The organism is Okeania sp. SIO2B9, assembly GCF_010672505.1.
Taxonomy (GTDB): Bacteria; Cyanobacteriota; Cyanobacteriia; order Cyanobacteriales; family Microcoleaceae; genus Okeania; species Okeania hirsuta.
The window spans coordinates 1-4,119 of sequence record NZ_JAAHGK010000685.1; the positions used below are offsets into that span (position 1 = coordinate 1).

Sequence of the window (4,119 nt, forward strand, 5' to 3'; positions counted from 1 at the left end):
TAATTCTCCCCTTCCCTATGGAAAATTAGTCGATTCATAGCAGAAAGTTATAGCAATGTGCGCTGGCATATTTACACATTATTTTTTGTACACCTTTTCGCTTACTGCACTTTGAGCTGGACATTGTAAATACCTGAGCGCTCATTGCTACTGAGCGCTCATTGCTATACCAATATTTTTTTATATTACTAACAGGACTTATACCAAGCGTGAAAAAAGAATGTTACGAATAGTAAGAGCGATAAAAAGACAAATGCAGGAGATATCCCTTTGACAAAAAAGATAATTTATGACCTGAAAAATGGTATTAAAGCTATTCTCATACAACTCCTGACTCCTAAGAAATACCCTAGATATTTGTAGCAAACATTTATCAATTTGGTATTACGCAAAATATGAAATCATACGCCATCTGTATGGGAAGGAAAAGTAAATCCTCTGAGATAGGCAAATAGTAATTATTGAGTCTTTTAGTTAATCCATAGAAATGTGCCGACCCTACCTCTATATGATGAGTACAGAAAACAGAAAAATTGATCCTTCACAGACATAAATAGTTATTTTCTCAACCTCTAAAAAATTTTACCTGCGTAAAAAAGAAAATGAGCTTGGATTTTCAAAGCAACTCTGATACTATAATGTTAATAGTGGTTGTTTGCCCGTACACTAGACTTTTTATTCAACGCAAAAAAAAGAAAGTTGAAAGTAAAAAAAATTAAGTGATCGCCTCCCAGGCAACCTCAAACAAAGGCATTCTCTGAAGCAATCCCGAAAAAAAGCGACACCAAAAGTAGAATTAGGATTGCCATAAAAGGGATAACTGATGACTGAAAAAAGGCGATCGCCTCCCAGACAACTCTAGATAACCTTAAACAAAGGCATTCTCTGAAGCATCCCCGAAAAAATGACACCGAAAGTAGAATTAGGATTGCCATCTCAAGCCAACTGTAATAGGTTAATTTTAGTAGGAATAATTCGCCCATATACTAGACTTTTTATTCAACACAACACATTTCCGAAAACCGAAAAAAACTCCCTTTATATATCACACAAACAAATTTTTGTCAAAACAGCAAAAGACGACCAAAGAAAAATTAGTCATTTTGAGCAAAGAAAATTCAGATAAATATCGGGCAAGACAACGGCAGAATAGGAATTAACAGCGTTAAAACTCAATCAAGATATAAAATGCGCCAATATTATCATAAGTATAGAATATCACAAAATTGAAAAAAACCTCTAAAAATATTGAAACCTCCTTAAGCAACTCAGAAAAATTTCCCCATTTAACAATCAGACAAAAACGGTAAAGTTTAAAATATTAAAACCAAAAACAGAAACTTATAACTTCATCTAATTTAAACCTCTAAAGCAAAATATTATCAACCAAATCAAAAATGGAAAAAACAAACATTTATTCAAACAAATATTATTAGGCACATCCGCAGCTCATCAATGCAAAATTATTCACCGAAAAACTGGGTTTGAAGCCTCCCCCTAAAAGGGGGACTTTGTGCTATGCTTAAAAAAGCGGAAAGGTATTCAACCGCTCTCAAAAGCTATAGCTACTTAATTGTAGCGTTTGCACCTTGAAAACTAGAGTTATGGGGTTTTGTACAGTAATGCTTGTACATGGAAAAGCTCTAAGCAACAATTACCAGAGAACCAAAGTTTTTTTGAGGCTTGAACTGTACCGTAGGGCATAGGGTAACAGGCTCTTGAAATAGAGCAAACGCGCAGGCGTGAGAACCATCTCTGGATTAGATTCCGCAAGGTATTTGATTTAAGTGGACTCTTTGTTGGCGTAGCCTTGCGTCAGCAAACCAAGAATCTTGGTTTCAGGAGAATCTCCGCGCCTTTAGGTTGGAGAGTATGTCAACCAACTCAGACTGAATTTTTTCTAGTTGCAAATCACGACCAATCAATACTAACTTAGTCTGTTTAACTTCCTCTTTTTGCCACTGACGGTCATAGAAATAATCAAAGCGCGAACCTACCCCTTGTAAAACTAAACGCATTGGTTTATTCGGCACCGCAACAAAACCTTTAATCCGATAAATTTCATCATTTATAGCTAACCTTTTCAACTTTTCAACTAACTCTTTTGGTTCAAACTCTTGGTCTAAAATTAAATGAACAGAATTAATTTCATCATCATGTTCGTGGTCTTCCTCAGTATCATGATGACTAGGTCGAGCATCTAAATCATCTTCAACTGCTGCATTAAATCCTAACAATACATCCGGACTAATTTCTCCCCCAATACAAGGAACTATTTTTACAGTTTTAGGTAACTGTTCCTTTAACCAATTTTGTACTTTTTTTAAAGTAGCTTCATCAACCATATCAACCTTAGTTAATAATACTAGATCGGCACAAGCTAACTGGTCTTCAAATAATTCCTCAATTGGTGTTTCATGGTCTAAATTTGGGTCAGCTTGACGTTGAGCTTCCAAAGCATCAATATCTCCTACCAAACTACCATTTGCCACTGCCTCACAGTCAACAACAGTAACAACTCCATCTACAGTTGCAGAAGTCTTAATTTCCGGCCAACGAAATGCTTGTACTAAAGGCTTAGGTAATGCTAACCCAGAAGTTTCTATTAAAATACTATCAATTTTTTCTCGGCGTTTTAAGAGTTGTTGCATAGTAGGAAAAAATTCTTCTTGCACTGTACAGCAAAGACAACCATTTGTTAGTTCAACAATGTTATTAGTAGCATCTTCTTCATCACAAACTTGACAGGAACGTAGAAGTTCTCCATCTATGCCAACTTCTCCAAATTCATTAACTAAAACTGCAATACGACGACCTTGATTATTTTGTAATAAATGGCGAATTGTGGTGGTTTTTCCACTGCCGAGAAAGCCTGTAATTACAGTAACAGGAATTTTTGCACTCATAAATTTTAATCGTGTTTATTGATGATTTTTTTGACAAATAGAAAATTTAGAATAAGGAACAAGCTAGGAAGAAAAAATTAGAAGAAATAAAACTAAGTATAAAATTGCCTAGATTTATTAGGTATAGCAAAAGTAAGAAGGAAAAATGAAGAAGGTAGAACCAAAGGAGCGAAAATTTTTTTGTCTGAGTTTTAAACTTTTGATATATCCGCACTCTTTCCTTCCACTGCTATAAATATTTTATGAACTATGAAGTTTGGTCTTTTCCTTGCTTTATATTTTTTCTTTTATCCGTAGCAAAAGCAAATATTGAATTGCTAATCAAATGAAGAAATAGAGTAATGATGAATCAAATAAGGAGAAATTTTTTTTCCATTGTTGCTTTCTGGAACTGTTGCCTTCTATAGAATTTAGTAATGAGTTTGAAACTAGATTCTAAACTTTTTTCCTGCCAAACAAAGTTACTAAAACTTTCCCCTGTTTTCTAGATAATTATAGCAGCTTTACAGCGCTTTTCAAATTGATGAACCACATCTTCACAAATCAAACCCTTGTAGGGACGTTCCATGGAAGGTCCCTACTGTGGTCTACCTAAATGAAAACCGCTGTAAAATAGATAGACTACAGTGACAATCTACTACCTACGGACGTTGCATGGAACCTCCCTACCTTCCTAACCTCAAAAATTTTGTAGTCTACTTAAATGAATTGCGCTGTAAATTTCTTACTTACATTTCCAATATAAATCCTATAGCTACATTTAATTAACAAACATGGCGGTACTAAAGTCATAGTAACCGAGTGATAGAAGAAACGTAAGAATTTCCTGCGGAATGCTGCGCAAACAGCGGTCAGCTATTAGCGCTTCCTTTCCTTCGGAATGCTACGCAAACAGCAGTTAATTTTGGGGAAGGTAAAAGCAACCTTTGAAATTGAGGAAAGAATAAAAAGTTACTGTTAAAGTCCCCTTCCTAAACCTTAGAGAAGTAATGAATAATTACTCATTGCTGAAATGCTGACTGCTAATAGCTGAATGCTTAGGAATAAACACAATTAACATTGAAAAATATCCGTATTTCTTCAACCATTAATTTTGCTTAAATATCTCCATGAATTAATGGTGGAATTCTTGCTAAAACACCTTTTTTTAAGTGTTCAGGTCTTTCCGACCAAGATAATAATCCATCAGATTTAGCATCATAGAGACTGGCAC

At 34.8% G+C, this 4,119-nt stretch carries 3 protein-coding genes; 1 reads left to right on the top strand and 2 read right to left on the bottom strand.

The window, feature by feature from the left end; genetic code table 11:
- Window positions 1-904 precede the first annotated feature (904 nt).
- On the top strand, window positions 905-1,126 hold the full coding sequence (locus F6K13_RS21595; protein WP_124147483.1) for a hypothetical protein: 222 nt from the start codon (window positions 905-907) through the stop codon (window positions 1,124-1,126).
- 712 nt (window positions 1,127-1,838) lie between these two features.
- Here the strand turns inward: F6K13_RS21595 and cobW are convergent.
- Window positions 1,839-2,906, bottom strand: a complete 1,068-nt coding sequence (gene cobW, locus F6K13_RS21600; protein WP_124147484.1) for a cobalamin biosynthesis protein CobW — start codon at window positions 2,904-2,906, stop codon at window positions 1,839-1,841.
- Window positions 2,907-4,003: 1,097 nt separating this feature from the next.
- Window positions 4,004-4,119, bottom strand: a 116-nt coding sequence (locus tag F6K13_RS21605; RefSeq protein WP_287288335.1) for a DUF1636 family protein, incomplete at its 5' end; no start/stop codon positions are given.

Excerpts from the sequence above, each read along its gene's own strand:
- F6K13_RS21595 (WP_124147483.1), top strand. The coding sequence starts at position 905 with ATGACACCGAAAGTAGAATTAGGATTGCCATCTCAAGCCAACTGTAAT.
- cobW (WP_124147484.1), bottom strand. The coding sequence starts at position 2,906 with ATGAGTGCAAAAATTCCTGTTACTGTAATTACAGGCTTTCTCGGCAGT.